The sequence below is a fragment of the Alkaliphilus crotonatoxidans genome, from assembly GCF_054658015.1.
In genome coordinates this window covers 124,314-146,602 of record NZ_BAAHXS010000004.1, presented here as the reverse complement: position 1 = coordinate 146,602, position 22,289 = coordinate 124,314, and the positions used below count along the sequence as shown (strand labels likewise).

Sequence of the window (22,289 nt, the reverse complement as noted above, 5' to 3'; positions counted from 1 at the left end):
ATAGATAGTGATACTACTATTAAAAATTAAAGGAAGATACAGGGGGGATACCCATTGAAAATATTTCATACCAGTGATTGGCATATTGGCAAGCTGGTTCATCAGATTCATATGACAAAGGATCAGCGGGAAATATTGGCTCAATTCATTGCATTAGTAGAGGCGGAAAGGCCCGATGCCATTGTAATCGCAGGAGACCTCTATGATCGATCGGTACCGCCGGTTGAGGCAGTCGAGCTTTTAGACGAAGTTTTTTCCAAGCTGCTGTTGGATTTAAATACACCTGTTCTAGCTATTGCCGGTAACCACGATAGTCCCGACCGGTTATCCTTTGGCAATAGGTTACTGGAAAATAAGGGCCTCTACATATCAGGGAAGCTGACAGCCAACCCAAGGCCCATTACGCTTCAAGATCAATTCGGCCCAGTTAATTTTTACCTTGTTCCCTATGCCGACCCTGCAACGGTCAGGTCGGTATTGGGGATAACGGAAATCCAAAACCACGACGAGGCCATGGAAGCCATTATTAAACAAATAAAAGGACAAATTAACTACCAGGAACGGAATATACTGGTGACCCATGGGTTTGTCATAGGTGGATCAGACCCCGAAATCAGTGAGTCTGAAAGGCCCCTTTCGGTAGGGGGAAGTGAATATATCCAGGTAAAGCACTTTGAAGATTTCCATTATACGGCCCTGGGGCACCTTCATAGTCCCCAAAAAGTGCAGTATGACCACGTTCGTTATGGCGGCTCCCTGATGAAGTATTCCTTTTCCGAGGTACATCAAAGAAAAACCATCACAGTGGTGGAGCTGGATGAAAAGGGGCTTGTGTTTGTTAAAGAAAGAAGCCTGAAGCCCCCTCGGGATATGAGAAGAATACAGGGGAAGATTAAGGATTTACTGGACCCTCAGGTCTATTCCGATACCAATATAGACGATTACCTGATGGTTACCCTGACCGACGAAGGAGAACTTTTAGATGCTATTGGAAAGCTACGGGCAGTTTATCCTAATCTGTTAAGACTAGAAAGAAGCGCCTACCAATATAAGGGCAAGGGCGGCAGCATTTCAGCCGGCAAAGATCATCAACAAAGGTCCAAGCTGGCCCTGTTTAATGAATTTTATGGGGCTGTAACGGGTCAAGCTTTAACAGCTGAGCAAAGTCAAATATTAGGTGAAGTACTGGAAGAAATGGCAGCAGAAGAGAGGAAGTGTTAGCATGAAGCCATTAAGGCTAATCCTGGGGGCCTTTGGCCCCTATCCGGAGGAGGAGGTAATTGATTTTACCAGACTTGGGGAGCATCGTATTTTTTTAGTGACAGGCCCCACCGGAGCAGGAAAAACCACTATCTTTGATGGTATTGCCTATGCCATCTATGGAGAAGCCAGTGGTCAGGAACGGGATGGTGAAAGCCTGAGAAGCCAATTTGCCGACCTCCGCTCCCTAACCAGGGTAGAGCTTGAATTTGAGCTTAGGGGAACCAATTACCATATTAAGCGAATTCCCCGGCAGGAAAAGGCCAAAAGCAGGGGAGCCGGAACGACTTTACAAAATCCAGAAGCAGAGCTGATCATTGGTAAGGGCCCCGAGGCCAGGGTAATTTCTGGGATTAATCCAGTAAAAGAGAAAATACAAGAGATCATGGGAATAAGCTGTGAGCAATTCAGACAGATCATGATGCTTCCCCAGGGAGAATTTCGAAGGCTCCTGACATCCGATAGTCGGGAACGAGAAAAGATTTTACAGCGAATATTTGGTACAGAAAAATACAAGGAGCTGGAACGCAGGCTGACAGAAAAGGCAAAGGCCATGAAGGGTGAAATTCAATACCTATTGATGAAGCGCCATGATCAAATTAAGCAAATACAATATGAGCCGGGGTCTGAGCTGGCAGTCCTGGCGGAGGCCAGGGATATTAATATTCATGGCCTATTGGATGAATTAGAAAGAACCATCCAACAGGATGAGGAAAGAATCAAAGAATTTTCTCTGAAAATACAGGAACACGACAGTACCCTTAAGACACTGCAAAGGGAAATGATTCAGGGGGAGGTTAACAACAAAAGGCTAAAGGAGCGAGATCAGCTTTCAATCATGATTGAGCAGCATCAAGAGAAGGAACCCTATATTAAGGAGCAGGAGAAGATACTGCAAGCTGGTCAAAGGGCAGCAATGATTATCCCGATAGAAGAAAACTACCTTCAGCGGCAAGCCGAAATAAATAAAAGAAAAGCCCAGCATGAAGGCATTTTACATAGGCTTACGAAGGCCCAGGAGCAATTAGATGGTGCTTTAAATCATTATCAAGCTGAAAGGGAAAAGGAGCCGGTCCTTGAAAAAATAAACCAGGAGCTTACCAGGCTAAAGGGGTTTTTAGAGAAGGTAGAAAGATTAAGCAGCCTGGAAGATTCCTGTATACAATTGGATAAAAGCCTTAAGGAGGCAGAGGAAGGCCTTGAAGGAAACCGGAAGGCCCTTAAGAATCAGCGGGAAGAGGAAATGAAGATCGTAGAACAGGTGGAAGGGCTACAGGCCGACCTGGTGAAACACGCAGAGCTGATGGGCAGGCTGGAAAAGGCCCAGGAGCTTTGTTTAAGACTTAAGCAATTGGATAATGACAACAGTCTCCTTAATGACTATGCTATACAATACAAAAGACTAAAGTCTGACTATGAAAAGCTCCAAAATAAATATCATGAATCTAAAAAACAGCAGGATGAACTGCATGAAGCCTGGTATCTGGGGCAAGCCGGCCTTTTGGCTGACACCCTTAAAGCAGGAAGCCCCTGCCCCGTTTGTGGTTCCACCCATCACCCCCATCCAGCAGAGTCGGCAACGGGGGTTCCCACAGAGATACAATTGCGGGAGGTAAAGGAGCAAATTCAGGAGCTGGAGCTTCAATTAAGAAAAAAGCAAAATGAATTCATGAACCTGGAGGCCGATGGAATTGCCCAGAAAAAACTGGTGAAAAAGGAAAAGGAAGAGCTAAGCAGGGTACTATCTGTTGACATTGATGAGTTAAAGCAGGCTCAAATGAGGGAATGGATAAACAAGCAGCTGAATATGGCAGATCACGAAAGAGAAATACTGGAACGGGAAGCCCTTAGAATAAAGCAGCAAAAAGCCCGACAGGCTCCTTCGGAGGCCAGGCTCAGACAGATTAGAGATGGTATCAGAGCCTTAGAAAAGGCGTTGGAGGAACAGCAGACCCACTACACAGCGTTATTGGGACAGGTTCAGAGCCAGAGGGCCTTGATTGCGGCTTTAAAACAAGAGATACCAGAAACCATCAGAAGTAAAAAAAGCCTTGATCAGGCCATTTCAGACTACGAGGCAACCTACCTGGCAGGTACAAGGGCCCTGAAGGAGGCTGAAGAGAAATATCAAAATGCCCGGCTTATTATGGAAAAGGAAGGGGCACTGCTTAAGGAGAGTCAAAGTAACCTGGAGGAGGCCAGCCGTCAGGAGCGTCTTTCCCTTGAAAAATTACAGCAAGCCATAGCCCAGGGGGGGTTTGAAAATATCGGCCATTATCAGGAGGCTAAATTGCCCCAGGAGAGGCAAGGTGCCCTGGAGGAAGGGGTAAGGAACTTCTATGAAACGTTAAAATCTTTGGAAGACCGATACCAAGAAGCAGTTTTGGCCACAGCGGGAATAAAAATCATAGATCTTGGAGCATTAATCCAACAGGAACAGCAGATTAAGGAGCAAAGAAGCCGAATCCTTCAGGCAGAAACGGCCCTTCGGGGCAGGGTTGAAAAAAATACTACGGTACTGAAGGGCGTTGTTGGGGATACTGAGGAAATTGCCCAGCGGGAAGAGACCTATCGAACCCTGGGACATCTGGCAGAGGTGGCCAGGGGGAATAATAAGGAAGGGATGACCTTTGAACGATATGTTCTGGCAGCCTTTTTAGACCAAATTGTACAGGCGGCCAATGAACGGCTTCTTAAAATGACAGACAGGCGCTACAGCCTGGCCAGAACCGATGAGCGGGCTCGAAGTAACGCCCAGGGGGGACTGGAACTGGAGGTATTTGACTATTATACCGGTAAGGCCCGGCATGTTAAGACCCTTTCAGGGGGGGAAGGCTTTAAGGCGTCCCTGGCCCTGGCTCTGGGATTGGCAGATGTAGTACAATCCTATGCCGGTGGAATCAGCCTTGATACCATTTTTATTGATGAGGGCTTTGGTACGCTGGATCCCGAGTCTCTTGATAATGCCATTGAAGCCCTGATGGAATTACGGCAGCAAGGGCGTCTCGTAGGAATTATTTCCCATGTGCCTGAGCTAAAGGAGCGAATCGAGGCAAAGCTTGAAATTATACCGGGGCATAGGGGAAGTAAGACATTATTTAAGATTGGTTAAAGCATTGTAGCCTTCTGAAATGAAAATTGTATTTATATTGTATCTATTTTGTATCTATAATATAATGAATTTAAGGCATACTTTACCAATTGTATGGCCTAAACCTAACTGAAGGAAGTGGTACAATTGCGTAAAAAATTAGTCATGACCCCTGGTCCCACAGAGATCCATGAAAGTGTTAGAAGGGCCCTTTCAAGGTCCATTACCAATCCTGATCTCGATGAAGACTTCTTTGAATTTTATAATGAAACCTGTCAAAGGCTTAAGCAAATAGTAAAAACAAAAAATGATGTACTTATTCTGAATGGTGAGGGTATTTTAGGATTAGAGGCTGCCTGTGCCTCCCTGATAGAGCCCGGGGATCGGGTGCTTTGCCTGGATAACGGGATATTTGGCCATGGCTTTCAAGACTTTGTCAAGCTCTATGGTGGCGAAGCGGTAACATTAAAATTTGATTACCGGCGGGGAATAGACCCGGAACAATTGGCAAACTTTCTGGAAAAAGATCATCAGTTTAAATTGGCTACCCTGATTCATTGTGAGACTCCGTCGGGAATTACCAATTCCATTGAAGCCCTTTGCCCTCTTATAAAGTCCTATGGCATCATCACAGTGGTTGATTCAGTCTCCGCCGTAGGAGGAGAACCCTTACAAACTGATGATTGGAAAATTGACGTCCTTTTAGGTGGGTCTCAAAAATGTCTTTCAGCCCCTCCGGGATTAACCTTTTTAAGCATTAGCCAGGAGGCCTGGGACAAAATACAGAGTAGAAAGACACCCATTCAGGGCTATTATGTCAATTTAGCCCATTGGGCTAATTGGTATGAAAATAAATGGTTTCCCTATACGCAACCCATTTCAGAGCTATATGGCCTGAGGGCCGCTATAGATCGCTGGCTGCGGGACCCAAACCCCATTGGTCGCCATGAAGGCTTGGCTCGGTCAGTCAGACAGGCTTTTTGGCGGGCAGAATTCACCCTGTATCCCCTGGACAGTTTTTCCAATACCGTTACTACAGTAATGCTGCCCCAGGAAATCAGCTTTAAAAGCCTTTATCAAGAAATGAATCAGGACCATGGCATTTTGATTGGGGGTGCCCTGGGTTATTTAAGGGATCAAGTCTTTAGAATCGGCCATATGGGTGAAAATTGCCATGAAGATAAGCTATACATAACCTTGAAGGCATTAGACCAGGTTTTGAGAAAACGTGGTGCAGCGCCGGCAGGAAAGCTTCATCATTACTTAATTCAGGCAATAGATGAAATTTATTAATACTTTCTAAGACCGGCTAACTCTGTTAAAATCAGGGTAGCTGGTCTTTTTAAAAATATGATTATATTTTTTGCAGGGTTTTTTTTCGTTGGTTCGTCTATATTATGTCAGAAGGGAGGGGAGCCATGGAAAAAATAGATATCGCTGTTCAAAGAAGCCTAATGGGAGATCAACAGGCCCTTCGGGAAATTATCGATACTTATAAAAATTATGTATTTGCAATTATCTTAAATGTGGTTAAGGATTCCCATGAGGCTGAAAATCTCTCCCAGGAAACCTTTATCAGTATGTACCGCTCCCTTTCATCATATCGAGGGAGCAACTTTAAAACCTGGCTAGGTAGGATTGCAGCCAATAAGGCCATAGACTGGAATCGAAAAAAGCAGCGGGAAGGGGTGGGCTACAAAACTTATTTGCAGCAATTAGATCATGAAGGTTTTTTCAGAGGGCCTTCAGTTGAAGAGCAACTGTTAAAGGCCGAAGATTTTAAAAGGCTAAGGGCCCTTTTAGAGGAGCTGCCTGATAAGTATAGTCTAATTTTAGAGCAATACTTTATTGAGTCAAAAAATTACAAGGAGATTGCAAAAAAAGAGGGAATCAGTGTCAGAACAGTGGAATCCCGCTTATATCGAGGAAAAAAACTGCTTCAGCAGGCATGGAAGGAGGAAGGATGAGGTGAAACATTACAGTGAAGACAGATGGCTAAAATACATTAACGGCCAGGTAGACCAGATGGGAAGAGAAGCGATGGAAGAACATATGGATCATTGTGATCAGTGTCTAGCGACTTATCTTAATTTGATCGAGCAGACAGCCCTAATCCAAGAGGCAAAGCTGCCAGAAAGCTTTACCGATCAGGTGATAGACAGGATCGATAAAATCAGCCAGCCTGTTAAAATATCCCAAAAATCACCGCAGGGCAAAAGAAATATATTAATTGGGTATTATGCTGTTGCTGTATCCATTACCATCCTTCTAATGCATAGTGGATTTTTTAGGGCTATGGAACATATCCCAAGGACTACTGCTGAAATAGGTACTAATAAGGGCTGGGTAGAGGAGATTTTTATCAGTGGTTGGACTGACCGGCTGATGGATTCAACCTTAGAAATCATGAATTATGTAGATTTTAAAAGAGGGAGTGAAGATAAATGAGACCAAGAAGAAGCTTTTTTTCTCTGTTGCTATGCCTCGTACCGGGGGCGGCACATCTTTATTTGGGATTGAAAAAACAAGGGATCCAATTAATGACCCTTTTTGTGATGCCAATATTTTTTACCGATATATTAAAATTTAGTGCTTTTTTGAGTATTGTACCCATCATCTGGTGCTATAGCTTTTTCGATGCCTTAAGAAAAGTGAATGGATACGATGAATTGGAGGACCGCAGCCTGTTTATCTTTGATTGGATTTCAGACGAAGGATATGTGTCAAGGGAAAAACACCGGCTGCTGGCCTATGGATTAATTATTTTGGGCGGCATTTTAATATTCCAGCGGATATTAATGCCTATGGTGTCCAGATTTATTAATTGGGAAACAAGGGAGTATATCGAGATCAGTACTATTTCGATTCTACTGATATTAGGTGGGGTTAAGCTATTGGGTACAGGAAATAAAAAGGAAAAGGAGCAAAATCGAATATGCGAAGATGGAGAGTAGGGACCTTAACCATGGGAGTTTCCCTGATTGTCCTTGGTATTTTACTGTTGATATCTTTGTTGGGGGGCAATGATATAGTCACAAAGGTGATGACCTATTGGCCTATTATTTTGGTCATGATTGGAGGCGAAATACTGCTGCTTCTATTCAAGGATAAAGAGGGACAGGAAAAAATAAAGTACGATGGCTTTAGCATTGTAATGATATTTTTAATCTTTATCTTTAGCATGGGTTTCTATTCCCTTTCAGCTTCAGGAATATTTCAACATTTAACAGCGGCTGTCAATAGCCATAATTATACCGTAACCCTTCCCATGCAGTCGGTGGAGCTGGCACCCAATATCCGAAAGGTGGTGGTAGTGCACCCTGGCAGGGCGAGTATAGAAATATCAGGTACCGATGAAGAAAACTTTTTATATCATACTGCAGGAGAAGTCTTTGCTTCCTCTAAACAGCAGGCCCAGGAGCTGCTGAAGGAAGGAGGGGTTTCCTTTGAAACCCAGGGAGAGGAGCTTTACATCTATTTCTCCTCCTTTGAACGAATAAACTATATTCATCAGGGAATTAATAACATAACGTATCGACTGGCCATTCCCGCAGGCTTGGATGTGGAGGTGAAGAGCTACCCCTATCGAAATTATTACTCAAAGGTCATGATTGAAGGGGATGCTGTTACAGGTAATTGGCTGGTAAAGGATATTAGTGATGTACAGGTGACAGTTCATGAAAGGGATAATTTTACCCTTGAGGTGTTAGCAGAGTCCTATCAAGAGCTAGGGGGAAATATTAACTGGCAGCAGCATCAAGAGGATGAGGAAGATTATATAACCGCCCAGGCCCTGTTTGGAGAAGGGGCTCACCGGTTAAATATTTACAATGCCAATGTGGAAGCCCTATTGCTTCCATAAACCTGGGTTGGTGGTTGTTGGATTTAGGTCTGTCGGTTTGGATGGATGGAGGAGCTGGAGCAGGCTTGCCAAAGCTCTAATGTATCTGTGATTATAGCAGCAGGTATGGGGCTATGAAAATTCAGGTGGAATCATAAAAATGTAAGAAAACAATAGGGGTACGGCGATGTGATAGAAAATACATCGCCGTACCCCTATTTACTGACACAGTTTCGCCCCTTCTTTTTGGCACGATAGAGGGCCTTATCGGCATTTTTCAAAACCTCCTGGGGAGTCTTAGCCGAGGTACCTTTACCAGCTACTCCCAGGCTAATGGTGACAAAAAGCCTTTTACCAGGAGCGGCCTTCCTTTTCACTGTGGCAGGCTTCTTTCTTGGGCGATTTTTGGCCCTTAGGATAAAGGGCCGTTTGGCTACCCTTTCCCGAAGCTCCTCCAGATGAGACAGAGTATCCTTTAGCTCCTTGCCGGGGAAAAGAATAGTAAATTCCTCACCGCCATAGCGAAAGGCCTTACCACCTCCTGTAACCTGTCTAAGGCAGGCAGCCACCATTTTTAAAACCTCATCCCCCACATCATGACCGTGCTTATCATTGAATTTTTTAAAGAAATCAATATCTACCATGGTAATGGTGTAAGTACCACTTAATTTTAACAGCTCCTCCTTTAACGCCCGCCTTCCCGGCAGCCCTGTTAATTCATCCATATAAGACATACGGTAGGAGTCCTGTATAATGGCTAAAATAAGGGTTAAACCAGCTGCAGTAAAAAAAATCCAGAAGGCCGCCGGCACCCATAAATACATTGGAATAAGCCCCAATATCAAGCATATGATAAAGTAGGGGTCAGAGTAGGCAGGCTTATATAAAAGCTTTACAATAAAAAGCCCCAGGGTTAAAAGCACAGTAATAAAAGCGGACTGGCCCATAGGCAAGGACCATGGCACAGGAAACAATTCTATCGATAAGAAGTCAATGATTGAAGCTTTAGGTGCCAGGATGATCCAGCTAACCAGGGCAAGCTGGGCCCCGATCCATAAAAACCGTAGAATTCCCCAAAGGGTTAAAAAACCCCTTTCCTTCAAGATCGAAAAAAGCAATAGATTGAGGGGTAATAATAGACCCGTTACCGTAAGCAGCGTATTGGTTAAAAAAATAGAGGAATCTGTACTAATGACATAGGAAAAGGTGGCAAATAAAATTTCGAAAATTAACAGGGCAAAAAATATTCTGCTGCGATTAAACCAAAGGGCCAGTCCCATTCCCAATAAAAAAATACCATAGGGAGCATAGGGAAGAATAATCCATAGGGTGGGTGAAAGGCTATGTAGGTTTAAATAGGTGAGAAGGGCGACGATCAATATACCCGTGGGAAGAACCAGTGATAATAGTAAGCTTCTAATGTTTTTCAATGGGTGTCATCCTTTCTGCTTCAGTCCGTTGTGTATGGCCTATTATATCAATCAGCCAGCATTAATACAATAGATAGCTGGTTCTATTCACGACTTTCCAGAAAGACATAAAAAAGTCAGCATTTTTAAGTTGCTGACCTTTGTGGGATGAATCACTTTTATTAATCAATTCTAATTTTAGCATAAACAATTTTACCGATAATTTTGATCTTTTTATTTTGAAGCTCTTTGACCGTAAAGATTTCAGGTTGATGCATGGAATTATGGGAATCGGGCATTAAAACAACCGTAGTATCAGTTTTAAAGAGCCTTTTGATGGAAATCTCCTTGTTGGCGCTTTGTAAAACAATGACATCGCCGTTTTCATATTGCTGTTGGCGTTTAACTAAAATTAAATCACCGATATAAAGACGGCTTTTGGTCATCCAATCACCGGTTACCTTCAGATAAAAACAGTCCTCACCAATCAGCTCGTGGTCGGTAATGTACTCGTAATAGTCAATTTCCTCCTGTACGAAAAATGGCTCTTCATTTCTAAGCTGATTGTAGACCGGAATTCGTTTAATATTTCCAGTATGCTCACTATCTGATTCTCCTGGGGTTGGACTGGTCTTTAAATAAGGATAAGCAATTGAAACCAGTTGATTTTCAAAAAGGCGAAGGGCAGCTTCAACCTTTTTTAGCGTTTCTACCTCGGGATTCTCAATTAAATCATTTTCCAGTCTAGATATAGTTGTATTGGAGAGACCAGAGGCTAAAGCTAGCTTCCGTTGACTGTAGCCCCGTTCCTTCCGAATCAGTTGTATGTATTCTCCTACAGTCGGTTGCGCGTTCATAGATAACCCCCTCCTATAAAATCATTATAGCAGGAAATGTTACATCGAAGAAACACTTTTATAATAAAGTATCAAAAAAACGTTGCATACAAATTACAATAATGGTATATTTTAGATAAGGGTTTGTAAACTTAAAGCACCAAACGTGGAGGTGATTGAATGAGATTAATTCTTAGAGTAGAAAAATTGCTTATTTTACAGCAGCGGTTAAGATTAACTGATACGGCCATGGCGAAGAAGATAGGAATCAGCAGACCACAGCTTTGGAGGGCAAAACAGCGTCAACCGATTGGAGAGAAATTTATTGCAGGTTTTAAAAATGCCTTTCCTGAAGTTAAACTGGATGACTTTTTTATGATTGAACGGGAAAAGGACATTAAAGGCTACAATAATAAAGAAGATTAGCTTTTCTCTCTTAATTTAACAGATTTCAAGGCAAAAAACAAGGACCTTCACAAAAACTGACCAAATATATTTTGTAAAGAAAAACAATCGGATATAGGCCGTAGCCCAGGAGCCAGAAAGAAAGGCTCCTGGGTTTTTCTGTGGCCAGGATGGGAAAGCTATAGGGTAAATAGACTTGCTAAGTTGATAGTCATATCATAAAATGTTTACAGAGGAATGACCTGAAAGGAAGTTAATCAATGAAAAATAGAAATCAAATAATTGTAATTGGGGGCGGTGCCGCCGGTTTAACGGCTGCCATAGCCGCCGCAAGAAACCGGGCCCAGGTCACGATTTTAGAACAGCTTAACCGGGTGGGTAAAAAAATATTGGCAACAGGTAATGGCCGTTGCAATTTAACCAATATCCATACAGGAATTCAGTATTATCATGGTAAAAACCCTAAATTTATTCATGGGGCCTTTGGTCAGTTTGATGTACAGCAGACCATGGATTTTTTTGAATATCTGGGGATCCACTGTAAGGTAGAGGGGGGTGGGAAGGTATACCCCGCATCAGATCAAGCCACTAGTGTTTTGGAGGTACTTCGGTATGAGCTTCAGCGGCTGGGGGTTAAGGAACGCTGTGAAGCCGAGGTGGTGGCGGTGGAGGCCGCAGGGTCAGGCTTCATAGTTACCCTAAAGGATGGCGAAATTCTCAAGGCCAATAAGGTTATTGTGGCCACCGGTGGTATGGCCAGCCCCCAGTTGGGTTCAAATGGCAGTGGCTATCATCTTTTAAAGTCCCTGGGGCATCATTTAATCAGTCCTAGCCCTGCATTGGTTCAGTTGAAGCTGAAAAGTCCCTTTCTTAAGCAGCTTATGGGAGTAAAATTTATAGGTCAGGCCACCCTGGGGACAGGAGAAAGGGTCATAAGAACAGAGGACGGGGAAATTCTATTTACCGACTATGGCATTTCGGGTCCCCCTATTTTACAACTAAGCAGGATGGCCGTTCAAGCCCTTAACCAGAATAACCATCCCTGGCTGAGGCTTGATCTATTTCCTCAGTTCAGTCCAGATCAGCTTATGGAACTAATTCAGCTGCGACTGGCCTATCAGCCTGAAAAACCCCTGGATTTCAGCTTTGTGGGGCTATTAAACAAGCGGTTAATCCCTGTAATGTTGAAAACAGCAGAAATTAATCCCATTACCATGTCGGCCAGGGCCCTCAAGCCCCATGACCTTTCAAGGATTTTATCCCTATTAAAGGGATGGACCTTCGACGTTATCGGAAGCCAGCCCTGGAGTCATGCCCAAGTTACCGCCGGAGGAATGGATGTTGGCCAGGTGAATCCCAAAACCATGGAATCAAGATTAGTAAAGGGGTTATATTTAGCAGGTGAGCTGCTGGATATTGACGGAGATTGCGGTGGCTTTAATCTTCAGTGGGCCTGGTCATCGGGTTATGTGGCTGGAGATCATGCCTCTCAATCAATCGGCGATTAGAAGAAAGGGTGAAAAAATGCTCCGGATAGCAGAAATTAAAATACCAATCATGGAAGAACAGAAGGAACAATTAAGAAAAATTCTTATCAAAAAATTAAAGATCAAGGAAGCCGCCCTGAAGGACTATCGAATCTATAAGAAGTCTATTGATGCCAGAAGAAAGGATAATATACAATTTGTCTATATTGTTGATGCCGAGGTGGAGGATGAAAAAAAGGTATTGGCCCGGTGCAGGGGAGCCCATGTTTCAGAAACACCAGATATGGCCTATCGTTTTGTTACCCCAGGCTCAGACAAGCTAGCCCATCCCCCGGTGGTTATCGGTACTGGTCCTGCCGGCCTATTTGCAGGGCTGATATTGGCCCAGATGGGTTATTGCCCTGTGATTGTGGAAAGGGGAAGGGCGGTTGAGAAAAGAAGCCAGGATGTAGATCTATTCTGGGAAACGGGAAAACTAAACCCTGAATCAAATGTGCAATTTGGTGAGGGGGGAGCAGGAACCTTTTCCGACGGGAAGCTCACAACACAAATCAAGGATTTACGCTGTCGTAAGGTATTAGAAGAGCTGGTGGCGGCCGGGGCTCCAGAGGAGATTATTTATTTCAGCAAGCCCCATGTGGGAACAGATCATTTGCGCAGGGTGGTTAAGGCCCTTCGACAACAAATTATTGCCCTGGGGGGACAGGTTCTTTTTGAGCATAGAGTAACAGATATGAAGATTCAAGATGGACATATTGCTGCCCTGGAAATTAACCATAACAGCCTTATTCCTGCCGAGGCAGTGGTTTTAGCAGTGGGTCACAGTGCCAGAGATACCTTCCAATTACTCTATGATCGTGGGGTGGACATTCAGCCTAAGCCCTTTTCCATTGGGGTGAGGATTGAACACCCCCAAGCTCTGATCAACCAAAGCCAATATGGAAGTGCTGCAGAAACCGGAAGGCTGGGGGCCGCCGACTACAAGCTATCTTATCATTGTCAAAACCAACGGTCTGCCTACACCTTCTGTATGTGCCCCGGTGGCAGGGTGGTGGCGGCGGCATCTGAACCGGAAACCGTAGTAACCAATGGAATGAGCTATTACGCCAGGGATTTGGAAAATGCCAATAGTGCCCTGCTGGTAGGGGTAAATCCCCAGGATTATGATAGTGATCATCCCCTTGCAGGGGTATTTTACCAGCAAAAATGGGAAGCAATGGCCTATCAGGCGGGAGGAGGCGGCTATCGGGCACCAGCCCAATTGGTAAAGGATTTTCTGGCCGGGGTGCCCTCAAAGGAATTGGGCAGTGTTACACCTTCCTATACCCCCGGAATTCAACTGACAGACCTACGTAGCTGCCTGCCGGACTATGTCGTCGAAGCCATGAAGGAGGCCCTATTGGAGCTGGATAAAAAGCTCAAGGGCTTTGCCCTGGGGGATGCCATCATGACTGGAATCGAAACAAGAAGCTCTTCTCCCATTAGAATTATGAGGAACGAAAATTTAGAAAGCAATATAGGGGGGCTATACCCTACAGGGGAAGGGGCAGGCTATGCCGGAGGAATTATTTCTGCAGCCGTAGACGGCATCAAGGTGGCTGAAGCCCTGGCCAGGCGATTTGCTCCAATAGGAGGAGCGGGGAAATGAGAATCGGTATTATATCCGATACCCATCTTACCCATAAGACCGCAGCCAATCTACCAGAGGGGATTCCTGCCGCCCTCAGGGAGGTGGATTTATTAATTCACTGTGGAGATTATACCCACAGGGAGGCCCTTGAATATTTTCAAAGGCACCATAACTTTGCCGGAGTCTGGGGGAATGCCGATGATCAGGATATTCAGGCCATTCTGAGGGAAAAGCTGGTGATAGAAGCTCATGGCCATCGAATAGGTGTATTCCATGGCCATGGAAGCCACAGAACTACCCAAGACAGGGCCCTGGAGGCATTTCAGGGGGAATCGGTTAATATTATCGCCTATGGCCACAGTCATCAGCCCCTGATTCAGACGAAAGGGGGAATTTTAATGTTAAACCCCGGTTCCATTACCAATAAGAGAAAGGAACGACTGTTTTCATATATCCTGTTGACTTTAGCAGAGGATATAAGGGCAGAGCTTTGCCTTTATTATAGATAGCCAAATTTAAAACCAAAAGGGAGTGTAAAAATGAATGGGAAAAGGAGCTTGGTGATTTATTATTCTTTAGAGGGCAATACAAAATTGATTGCCGAAACCATTGCCGAAGCTGTTCAGGGGGAGCTGCTGGAGCTAAAACCAATTAAAGATGTTCAACCGACGGGATTTATGCGATATGTCTGGGGTGGAAAGCAGGTTATATTTAAAAATAAGCCTGCCCTGCAACCATTAGATAAGAATCCTCAGGAATATGATCAGATTTTTTTAGGGACCCCCGTTTGGGCGGGTACCTATGCCCCGGCTCTAAACAGCTTCTTTGCTCAGGTTCCCCTGACCGGAAAAAAAGTTGCGCTGTTTTGCTGCTATGGCGGCCAACCGGGCAGAACCTACGAAAGCATTAAAAAGGCCATTCCCCAAAATCAATTCATAGGGGAAATTGGGCTGAAGGACCCTAAAACCCACGAACAACAGGCTCAATTGGAGCGGGTTCGACAATGGGCGGCAACAATGTCAGCTAACCTATAACAGACTGCATGTGGGCGGCAAATTGTCGGGCCTTGTCTTGAATATTGGGTATTTTTAAAACACTACCGGGGTCATTGGCCGTCTCCATTAAGGCAAATCGGGGTGGCAGGTAGAAGCCTTTATTGATGTTCAAGGCGTCTATCAGCTGCCTTGCAATGGAATCACTACCGGAATTTCCCGAGACGATAACGGTAAAAATAGCCTTGTCGTAAAATTTGATTTGCCTGTACAGGGTGGTTAAGCGATTGATTACAGCCATTAGATTAGAAGAAATCGAGTCATTGTAATTGGGGCAAATCCATACCAGGATATCTGCCTCCTCCACCGCAGGCAAAATCTTTTCTGTCATGACCCCTCCATAACGGCAGCTTTTTCTTTGGCCATATTCAACACAGGCCCGATAGGAACAGCCGAAGCAATCAAAGACGGATCCATTTTCCACATAGAGCTCCTGACAGGGCCATCCTTGAAGATTGTCTGCAATCAGCTGCCAGAGGGTCAATGTATTGGAGGTGGCCCGAGAACTGGAATGAAGGTAGACAAGCTTAGGATTTTTGAAGGTCAGGGGTTGGTGCCTTAGCAAACGATTTCCCAACTGCCTTGACAAGGTTAGGGAGATTTCCCCAAGGCTTAAATCCATTGTTTTTTGCCAGGTGGCAAAATTTTTTAAGGAATCGGTAGCCTCCACCATCGGATGCCCTATGAAGCTGGCGCCCAATTGATTGGTAATAAAAATCAATTGAGCGGCAGCACTTTTTGTATAAAGCTCTCCCTGGCTATGAACCAATAGGGCGGCGGTAGCACCGTCTAAAGGTGCTTTGTCCCTTTGACAAAGGGACTTAAGTATATCCATCATGGGGTTAAACCCCCCGCAGGAGTCGATCTCCAGAGCAAAGATAATCTTTTTGTTTTTTAAATTCGTCAATTCAGATGGTTGAGTAATGGTCATATGCTCGATTTCTGATAGGGCAGCCCCAGCCATGGCCCTCAATTGCTGAGTAACCTGCCCGGGCATGATCAAATAAATCATAGTAAGGCCTCCAATCGATCATAGGTATTTTGCAGCCTGCCTACTAAGGGCGCCGGCAGCCTTAATTGCTCCAGCTCGGTACCGGCAGCCCCCAGGCGATTTTTGGCTCCCATATAGACACCGCCCATAAAGGTGGCGCTATAGTGCCATTCTCCCCTAATGGTGGCTAGAATCGAAAGGGCGCCAGAGGAAAGGGCCGGGGCAATATAGGGCTTAAAGCCGGTTTTTCGAACTGCTAAATTGGCTGTACGGGCTTTTTCCGTTAAGATCAGGGAAAGGGACTCATTATAATTTTCAATACTGTCGGCTATAACCAAATCTGCTCCGTGGGGGCCAAAGGCTCGGCCTTCGCTGATGTAATGGCTCATTTCAGCATGACGGCCGGCATAATACAGGGCCCTGGCATGCATGACCCCCAGTCCGTAGCCTCGAATTTGCTCCGGCACCAGCCCCCGGCCATCCCAATGCCCCGAGACATTCCGATTACTGGCCAGGAAAACAGATTTACACAATAGATCAACAGGATCCGAAACCACAGCAAAAATTCCCTTAAAATGTCTCTCTCGGGCCATGGTACCGTATAAATTGATAATCTTGGCGTTTTCCTCCAGCTGGACCATCCTGACGTCTACCTTTTCCTCCCCCAGGGCAGGAACCCTGGCGGCAATACAAAAGGCAAATAGATCACAATCAAAAACCTCCTCCTCCCGTAATATATGTACCGGGGGCATGGGTACAGGGCCTGGGCCATTGATCTGGTTCAGCTCAAATTCCCAACGCTTTAGCTTGTTTTCATCCCGATCGTATATGCCCAGGGCTTCAATGGAATCTGCCCCCATCAGCCTCAGGCCTATTAAAAGGGTACCGCCCACATCTCCTAGGCCCGCCACATTAATACGCCACTTCCCAGGTAAAGACCGACTTAATCCCTCCTGCCAGTTATCATAGGCTGTGTTTAATCCAGTTACCTGGCCTTGAGCCATTTTCTTTAAAAGCCATTGAGGGCATATAACCTCATTCTCCTCCCCCAGCTGAAGAAGCCTTAAATCCTCCTGGGGCAGATTCAGTTGGCCGGAATGGGTTATAGCATAGCTTCTTCTTGAAGCAGCAGGGGGTAAGGGCTTTATGAAATAGATGATCCCCTGGTCCCTGGCGGCCTCCTCCTCAGAAATGGAAGTCAGCCCCGCCTGCTCCTGGGGGGACATGGAAAACATCGTTCGATCATGATATCGATAAAAATACATGTTAGCTCCTCCTTATATCACCGGTAATGATACTGTGTTCCAGCCTTCTCAATAGCTCCAGATCATTTTTCAGATAGCTTGACGGGTTCAGGCTTAAGTCATAAAACATATTTTCCCCGGGGTCAGGGCATCGGGGAAAGAGAAAAACATCACTCAAAAGGGAAAGGGTCAGCCTTCTCTCATTAACTCTCTGATACTCATGCTCCAGCACCTCTAAAATATCAATGGCATTTAAAATCGATACCTCCGATAGATCATAGACCGATTGGTTGGTGACCCCCGTAATGAAATGGGGAGAGGTATAGGGTAGAATCAGGTTAATGGAGGAAAGCAGATTTTTTTCAGGATATACCCCCCGCCAAAGGGTGTCTCCACCGATAAAGGGATACAATAGATTTTCATTAAACCATAATCGAAGCTTGGGGATAAAGTAGGCACTGTCCACCTCACGATTTTGAATTTCCATTAGCTCCTTGCCTTTACCCGAAAGAATTCCCACAATAATCTTTCGAACCTCCACCTGCTGGGCCTTTAACAGGGGGTCAATTCCCTTAATTCGATAGCCCTTGTTTAGCAGGTCATCCACCAGAATCACCGGCCGGTTAAAGGAACCAATCATCTTAATCTGGTTGGCCAGGTCAAGATAATAGGGGTAGGGACCAATGGTAAAGCCCTTCATGTCAGGCTGAAAGAGTTTTTCCACATGCAGTGATTTTGTGACTGTATTGGGAACAATAGCTCGGTTTAAGATGTTTCCAAAGGGAACACACATTAAATCCCCTAACTTCCTCGGTTGACTTGGGGTTGTCGATACACCGTTTTCCTTACAAATTTTCCGTACCAGGGTTTCATCGATGATTCCTCTGTCAAAGGGAAGCACCAGGTGTCCGGGGTAGAGCCTGTTAAGGGCCTCCTGCAGGCGAATTCTGGTTTTGGCTATCACCGCCTTAACCGCTTCGTTGCTATGGAAGGGCTCCTTAATAATGGTCTCCAGATCCAGATTCAAGGTACAGGGATAGGTCATATCCACAGCCAAAATGGGCTTCCTGGTATCCAGAGTCACAAAGCCATAGCGTTTAATCAGGTCAACCAGGGTCTTATCGACTCTGCTCTCCATGGTGTGGTGATAAATCCCATAGCCATAGTCATTTTTTAGGCAATAGGCCAGGGTTTCGGTCAAAAGCCTTTGATAATGCAGCGTGGTATTTTCTGTTTCATTAATAAACAAACCATTGATAGCCACAATTCTTCCCTTGTATTGATCCCGAATGATTTCGCTGATTTGACTATTTTTAAATTCCTGATAAATTTCCTCAGAGGGTACCCAGTTGATAGGGGTATAGGCAATGGGGCGATTGCCATCGGCAATATCCCGTAAAATAACGAGCCGAGCCTCAGGCTTTTTCAATATCATGGTCAAGGTCTCCAGGGCCCCACGCACTCCCCTATGGAAGCATTCTATCAGGGTTTCCACCAGCTCCCTGGGGGGATCGGCCACCACCTCGATATCGATTGAGATGGTTTGAACAACAGACTTATACTGGGGTTCCCGGCGATAAAGGTTGTTTTCATAGATATATTTTTGTGCCAAGGGATCAATAAGTCTTGAAATATCCCGATTTTCGTCAATATAATTTCGAATCTGGGTTGAGCTGATTTCCTCAAGCTGCGGAGGAAGATTTAATGTAATTACCTCCCCCTGAATTTGCTTCAGGGCTTGCTTTAAAAGGTCATCCTGACTTTGAGCCTCCCCATCCCTGCGTTCAAAAATAATATGGGAAAAATGGTGAATGGAATGGGGCCTGGGGGGCACCTGATAGGCCGACGCATTCAAGACCACGTCACTTCCCACCACAATAAATACCTTTTCATTCCCCAGGTTATCCTCTAATGTCTTCAAATCGGCAGGATTGGCAATGTTAGTGGGAAAATTCTCAGGGTAAAGGTAAATATTCATTTCATCGGCAATAGACATATTAATAATATTCTTTCGAATCAGATTCGGCTGGGTTCGCTTAGACCACGAAAATTCATCCACCGCCAGGTATACCTCAAAGCCCAGGTCTCTAATGGCCCTGGAAATTTCCTTATGACCCAGGGTAAAGGGGTCAAAGGTACCAGGGAACAAGGCCACCCGTTCTGGTACATCAATCTGAATCCTTCCATAATGAAAGCTGTAGTCGGCAATAAAACGATAAATATGATTAAGGCCTGATGAATTGGTCAGGAATAAAAGCTGGGTTTCTTCGGAATCTGCCAATAGTGTAAGGATTTTCTTGGCTGTAGCCTGAAAAAGAACATACTTTTCTGCTAAATTAAGCTGCTGGCTGCCGAAAATCCCCTTGCCGATCACACTGAAGGAAATCTGTCGAATCTGTAGATCATCATGAACCAGGCCGTTTAATAGTATTCCCAGAAGCTTACTGCGTCTTTTCTCATAAATCTCAGTCGATTCCGAAAAGGAGTCGGCATATTTGGGGTAATTGGCAATCATAATCCCCAGGGTTCGAAGAAGCAGAGCCTTAATTTGATTATTGCTTTGCTTAAGCTTTTCATTAAGATCCTCGATGATTTCATCCAGCTCGAAGGGTGGCAGGTAAAGAAGAATTTGGCCCAAATAGTTGGGAATGTACTTGGTAAATTGATATCCCTCAATTTCCAGGGCCCGCAGCAGCTCAATGGCCAGGTCATTACGCTGCTCCAGGGGCAGTTTGGGGAACAGGGCCACCAGGGCCGAGCCTGCTCCGTTTCGAACACTTTCCACGGCACTGACCTTTAGTAAATTACAATAGTGGATGGCAATGTACAGACCATTCATATTATTGTATTCCAGAAAATATTCCAGAAGCATCTTCACCTGAACCTTTTTGGTTACCCAATTGGTGGCAGTCTTTAGATTACTAAGAAAAATATTGGAGATTTGATTGAGGTCCTTTAGGCAAAGCCAATGATAAGCCTCAATGGCGGACTCCTTCCATTGGAGCTTCTTGGCAATTTTAAGCCTTAAGTAATTTTCGGCGGCGCTGCCATTCTTTGGCTTTTCATTTAGAAGCTCCTCCAAGGAAGTCAATAGTCTATCCCTTTGCTGAAGCAGGGGAATAAGACCATTAATGGCATCCAGGGCAGCCACCTTTAAATCCTCATTCTGGCTTAGATAGCATCTTTCTATATAGCTTAGTATGGTTGACTGGGCCTTCTGATCATCCTCCAGTGGTATTTGCCTGATAACATCCAGCAAATAGATATTACTGTCGGTCTCGTCAAAGGTTTTAGGACTATAATAGGCCAGAATGACCTCCTTAAAGGCAGATACCTGCTGGGGGCTGCAGGTCTGAAAAATAGAGGTAATCAAAATCTTGATACTGTAGCCCATCCATTGGCGATGCAGGGGAATAATGGAGTAATGGGGATAAATGAAATTTTTAAGATATTTCAGTAGTAAGCTGCTGCTGCTGACCTCTGCTGGGGGAAGAGTCACCCCCTGGGGTATTTCCTTTCGATAATCTTCATCAAAGAGGGCAATTAAGGTTCCCATCAGCTCTGCACATTGCCTTCGTATATCCTCCTCGTGGTGGGTCAGCTTTTCATAAAGAAAGCGAAGGGTGATGAGCTTTTGCTTCTGGGTAAGGTAGGTAGAATACTCCTGAAGTACATCAAGGTATTCCCTCAGGTTTCTGGGGTCCTTTTCGCTTCTCACCACCTCAAGAATCTCATTTAATGAAGTTTCGTTACGGAATTGATGCATCAGGTGAATATTGTGATGAATGGCCAGGTATTTTAAATGTTCAGTTACTTCATCTCCCTTCATCAGGGCGTAGTATTCCTGGTGGCGGTGGGGCTGAAGCTCTCCCTTGGCATCATGCTCCAGCTGCAGGCCTAAATGCAGCATAAAGGCTTCAAAATCCCTTAGCTTGTCATAGACCCTGGTATAGCGTCGTTCCTTCTGGGTATCAACATTATCCAGCTTATTTAAAATTACCTCAAAGGAATCCTTTAACGAAAAGAATTGCATTTCATATTTACCTTCTGAAACGGCAATATTTTTAACACGAAAATCTGAATAGATTAGGATCAACGATTCAAGTGACAAGTTTTCCAGCTCTAAATCCCAGGTAGAATGGTTCAGGGCTATATGGCCGATATAGGTAATTTCGTGGCCTTTAAACCAGAGGTCGGTATAATAATAATGAAGATAGGCCACCCGGTTTCCTTCACTGCTTTTACAGCCGAATTTTCCCAAATCATGGCCCGCCGCTGCCCCGGAAACCCTGCCCAGGTCAACGGGGATTCCTGCTGTATAGAGCTGTCTGCCTATTAAAAGGGCCAGGTGATGAACACCACAGATATGATCCAGGGTATTATGGCCCATTACCTCTTGGTTCAGTTTCATCATTTCATAGATAAACTCCTCCTGAAAGGCCCTTTTAAACAGGCTGTACTCCTCAGATACGCCGTAGCGCTGCTCCTCCTCCTCTGTCAAAAAGTGCAGCGGATAACGGCTCATAAAGCTCTGATCCTTTGAGAGTCTTTGAAAGTGGCAAATCACCCTCAATATATGAAGGTAATAGAGGGCTCCCGCCTCCCATTCCTCTTTTAGGGAAATTTCAACTGAGTCAGGAAAGGAATAGCTGAGGGCATATTGATAAATATAATAAAGGGGTTCCTCGGGGCCCCGTTGGTTCCAAAGCTGGTGAAGGGTATCGTGGCATAGGGCGTAGACCGCCTGACAGCTATAGTCCTTTTCCTTGGCTATTCGAGAGACCTCACCGATAAAAAGGGGTGATTCAATTTGGCCCCGAATATAGTCCTTATCCAGCTTTAATTGGGCTAAAAAGGCCGGATTCAACAGTTGGCCCGCAATTCCTTGGTATAACTGACGAGGTGTAATCATTTTATTTCCTCCCCGGTCGATATTTTTTATCCTTTTGTTCTTTCAAAAGTTTGAGTGAACTTTCCAAAATAAAACGATTGCTATTATTCATTATATCCTATCGGTAAATTATTAATAAAGAAGTTTCAAAG

17 protein-coding genes are annotated in these 22,289 nt (G+C 44.7%); 12 read left to right on the top strand and 5 right to left on the bottom strand.

Annotated elements, in window-relative coordinates:
* The first annotated feature begins 54 nt into the window (after nucleotides 1-54).
* From ACYQ1I_RS03100 to ACYQ1I_RS03070, 7 genes are all read left to right on the top strand, one after another.
* Nucleotides 55-1,221, top strand: coding sequence for an exonuclease SbcCD subunit D (locus ACYQ1I_RS03100; RefSeq protein ID WP_459762365.1), 1,167 nt, complete (start codon nucleotides 55-57; stop codon nucleotides 1,219-1,221).
* A gap of 1 nt (nucleotide 1,222) precedes the next feature.
* Nucleotides 1,223-4,372 carry an AAA family ATPase gene (locus ACYQ1I_RS03095; RefSeq protein WP_459762363.1) on the top strand — a complete coding sequence of 1,050 codons (3,150 nt, stop codon included), beginning with the start codon at nucleotides 1,223-1,225 and terminating at the stop codon, nucleotides 4,370-4,372.
* A gap of 126 nt (nucleotides 4,373-4,498) precedes the next feature.
* Nucleotides 4,499-5,644, top strand: a complete 1,146-nt coding sequence (locus ACYQ1I_RS03090) for a pyridoxal-phosphate-dependent aminotransferase family protein (protein WP_459762361.1) — start codon at nucleotides 4,499-4,501, stop codon at nucleotides 5,642-5,644.
* Between the two features lie 125 nt (nucleotides 5,645-5,769).
* A complete protein-coding gene (locus tag ACYQ1I_RS03085) occupies nucleotides 5,770-6,318 on the top strand; it encodes an RNA polymerase sigma factor (RefSeq protein WP_459762359.1) in 549 nt (182 codons plus the stop codon).
* A 1-nt stretch (nucleotide 6,319) separates the two neighbouring features.
* On the top strand, nucleotides 6,320-6,799 hold the full coding sequence (locus tag ACYQ1I_RS03080) for an anti-sigma factor family protein (RefSeq protein WP_459762357.1): 480 nt from the start codon (nucleotides 6,320-6,322) through the stop codon (nucleotides 6,797-6,799).
* A complete protein-coding gene (locus ACYQ1I_RS03075) occupies nucleotides 6,796-7,305 on the top strand; it encodes a hypothetical protein (protein WP_459762355.1) in 510 nt (169 codons plus the stop codon). The genes ACYQ1I_RS03080 and ACYQ1I_RS03075 overlap by 4 nt, the downstream gene beginning before the upstream one ends.
* Nucleotides 7,287-8,213 carry a hypothetical protein gene (locus tag ACYQ1I_RS03070; RefSeq protein WP_459762353.1) on the top strand — a complete coding sequence of 309 codons (927 nt, stop codon included), beginning with the start codon at nucleotides 7,287-7,289 and terminating at the stop codon, nucleotides 8,211-8,213. Before ACYQ1I_RS03075 ends, ACYQ1I_RS03070 begins: the two co-directional genes overlap by 19 nt.
* Nucleotides 8,214-8,407: 194 nt before the next feature.
* Here the strand turns inward: ACYQ1I_RS03070 and ACYQ1I_RS03065 are convergent, their stop codons facing one another.
* Both ACYQ1I_RS03065 and ACYQ1I_RS03060 read right to left on the bottom strand, forming a co-directional pair.
* Nucleotides 8,408-9,622, bottom strand: coding sequence for a GGDEF domain-containing protein (locus ACYQ1I_RS03065; RefSeq protein ID WP_459762351.1), 1,215 nt, complete (start codon nucleotides 9,620-9,622; stop codon nucleotides 8,408-8,410).
* Between the two features lie 161 nt (nucleotides 9,623-9,783).
* Nucleotides 9,784-10,458: a LexA family protein gene (locus ACYQ1I_RS03060; protein ID WP_459762349.1), complete on the bottom strand. Its 675-nt coding sequence runs from the start codon at nucleotides 10,456-10,458 to the stop codon at nucleotides 9,784-9,786.
* 159 nt (nucleotides 10,459-10,617) lie between these two features.
* On the opposite strand from ACYQ1I_RS03060, the gene ACYQ1I_RS03055 reads away from it, so the two are divergent.
* The 5 genes from ACYQ1I_RS03055 (at nucleotide 10,618) to ACYQ1I_RS03035 (ending at nucleotide 14,993) form a co-directional block, all read left to right on the top strand.
* Complete coding sequence (locus tag ACYQ1I_RS03055; protein WP_459762347.1) at nucleotides 10,618-10,863, top strand: hypothetical protein; 246 nt, start codon at nucleotides 10,618-10,620, stop codon at nucleotides 10,861-10,863.
* A 239-nt stretch (nucleotides 10,864-11,102) separates the two neighbouring features.
* Nucleotides 11,103-12,350, top strand: coding sequence for a BaiN/RdsA family NAD(P)/FAD-dependent oxidoreductase (locus tag ACYQ1I_RS03050; protein ID WP_459762345.1), 1,248 nt, complete (start codon nucleotides 11,103-11,105; stop codon nucleotides 12,348-12,350).
* 16 nt (nucleotides 12,351-12,366) lie between these two features.
* Nucleotides 12,367-13,977: an NAD(P)/FAD-dependent oxidoreductase gene (locus tag ACYQ1I_RS03045; protein ID WP_459765284.1), complete on the top strand. Its 1,611-nt coding sequence runs from the start codon at nucleotides 12,367-12,369 to the stop codon at nucleotides 13,975-13,977.
* Nucleotides 13,974-14,468 carry a metallophosphoesterase family protein gene (locus ACYQ1I_RS03040; protein WP_459762343.1) on the top strand — a complete coding sequence of 165 codons (495 nt, stop codon included), beginning with the start codon at nucleotides 13,974-13,976 and terminating at the stop codon, nucleotides 14,466-14,468. The genes ACYQ1I_RS03045 and ACYQ1I_RS03040 overlap by 4 nt, the downstream gene beginning before the upstream one ends.
* 30 nt (nucleotides 14,469-14,498) lie before the next feature.
* Nucleotides 14,499-14,993 carry a flavodoxin family protein gene (locus ACYQ1I_RS03035; RefSeq protein ID WP_459762341.1) on the top strand — a complete coding sequence of 165 codons (495 nt, stop codon included), beginning with the start codon at nucleotides 14,499-14,501 and terminating at the stop codon, nucleotides 14,991-14,993.
* Here the strand turns inward: ACYQ1I_RS03035 and ACYQ1I_RS03030 are convergent.
* The 3 genes from ACYQ1I_RS03030 to ACYQ1I_RS03020 are packed head-to-tail and all read right to left on the bottom strand — an operon-like array spanning nucleotide 14,983 to nucleotide 22,158.
* Nucleotides 14,983-16,023, bottom strand: coding sequence for a flavodoxin family protein (locus tag ACYQ1I_RS03030; protein ID WP_459762339.1), 1,041 nt, complete (start codon nucleotides 16,021-16,023; stop codon nucleotides 14,983-14,985). The two genes, ACYQ1I_RS03035 and ACYQ1I_RS03030, sit on opposite strands and share 11 nt — an antisense overlap.
* Complete coding sequence (locus ACYQ1I_RS03025) at nucleotides 16,020-17,267, bottom strand: Rossmann-fold NAD(P)-binding domain-containing protein (protein ID WP_459762337.1); 1,248 nt, start codon at nucleotides 17,265-17,267, stop codon at nucleotides 16,020-16,022. Before ACYQ1I_RS03025 ends, ACYQ1I_RS03030 begins: the two co-directional genes overlap by 4 nt.
* A gap of 1 nt (nucleotide 17,268) precedes the next feature.
* Complete coding sequence (locus ACYQ1I_RS03020; RefSeq protein WP_459762335.1) at nucleotides 17,269-22,158, bottom strand: cytidyltransferase; 4,890 nt, start codon at nucleotides 22,156-22,158, stop codon at nucleotides 17,269-17,271.
* Nucleotides 22,159-22,289 lie beyond the last annotated feature (131 nt).

Coding starts and splice junctions, on each gene's coding strand:
- ACYQ1I_RS03035 (WP_459762341.1), top strand. CDS start 14,499: ATGAATGGGAAAAGGAGCTTGGTGATTTATTATTCTTTAGAGGGCAAT.
- ACYQ1I_RS03020 (WP_459762335.1), bottom strand. CDS start 22,158: ATGATTACACCTCGTCAGTTATACCAAGGAATTGCGGGCCAACTGTTG.
- ACYQ1I_RS03075 (WP_459762355.1), top strand. CDS start 6,796: ATGAGACCAAGAAGAAGCTTTTTTTCTCTGTTGCTATGCCTCGTACCG.
- ACYQ1I_RS03045 (WP_459765284.1), top strand. CDS start 12,367: ATGCTCCGGATAGCAGAAATTAAAATACCAATCATGGAAGAACAGAAG.
- ACYQ1I_RS03060 (WP_459762349.1), bottom strand. CDS start 10,458: ATGAACGCGCAACCGACTGTAGGAGAATACATACAACTGATTCGGAAG.
- ACYQ1I_RS03070 (WP_459762353.1), top strand. CDS start 7,287: ATGCGAAGATGGAGAGTAGGGACCTTAACCATGGGAGTTTCCCTGATT.
- ACYQ1I_RS03095 (WP_459762363.1), top strand. CDS start 1,223: ATGAAGCCATTAAGGCTAATCCTGGGGGCCTTTGGCCCCTATCCGGAG.
- ACYQ1I_RS03085 (WP_459762359.1), top strand. CDS start 5,770: ATGGAAAAAATAGATATCGCTGTTCAAAGAAGCCTAATGGGAGATCAA.
- ACYQ1I_RS03050 (WP_459762345.1), top strand. CDS start 11,103: ATGAAAAATAGAAATCAAATAATTGTAATTGGGGGCGGTGCCGCCGGT.
- ACYQ1I_RS03030 (WP_459762339.1), bottom strand. CDS start 16,023: ATGATTTATTTGATCATGCCCGGGCAGGTTACTCAGCAATTGAGGGCC.
- ACYQ1I_RS03025 (WP_459762337.1), bottom strand. CDS start 17,267: ATGTATTTTTATCGATATCATGATCGAACGATGTTTTCCATGTCCCCC.
- ACYQ1I_RS03055 (WP_459762347.1), top strand. CDS start 10,618: ATGAGATTAATTCTTAGAGTAGAAAAATTGCTTATTTTACAGCAGCGG.
- ACYQ1I_RS03040 (WP_459762343.1), top strand. CDS start 13,974: ATGAGAATCGGTATTATATCCGATACCCATCTTACCCATAAGACCGCA.